The 254-nt window shown below is 48.8% G+C and carries 1 rRNA gene; it reads right to left on the bottom strand.

Annotated features, from left to right (window positions below):
- A 5S ribosomal RNA gene (rrf, locus tag IB254_RS29395) occupies positions 1–60 on the bottom strand; the annotation flags it as partial.
- Positions 61–254: the final 194 nt, after the last annotated feature.

Consider the following 254-nt stretch of genomic DNA (forward strand, 5'->3'; position numbering starts at 1 on the left):
TCGTTTCACTGCTGAGTTCGGGATGGGATCAGGTGGTTCCAATGCTCTATGGTCGTCAAGAAATTCTTGAGCTGACGCGTCTTGCGACGTTCCAGCGAATCGGGTATGCGATAGTTTGTGTGTTGCTTCTCGAACTTTCGGTTCATTGCGTCTTCACACACCGCAATCTGATGCTCTTTCGAGGAGTCAAATTGCTTGGGTGTTATATGGTCAAGCCTCACGGGCAATTAGTATTGGTTAGCTCAACGCCTCAC

Source organism: Pseudomonas sp. PDM03 (genome assembly GCF_014852385.1).
GTDB classification, from domain to species: Bacteria; Pseudomonadota; Gammaproteobacteria; order Pseudomonadales; family Pseudomonadaceae; genus Aquipseudomonas; species Aquipseudomonas migulae.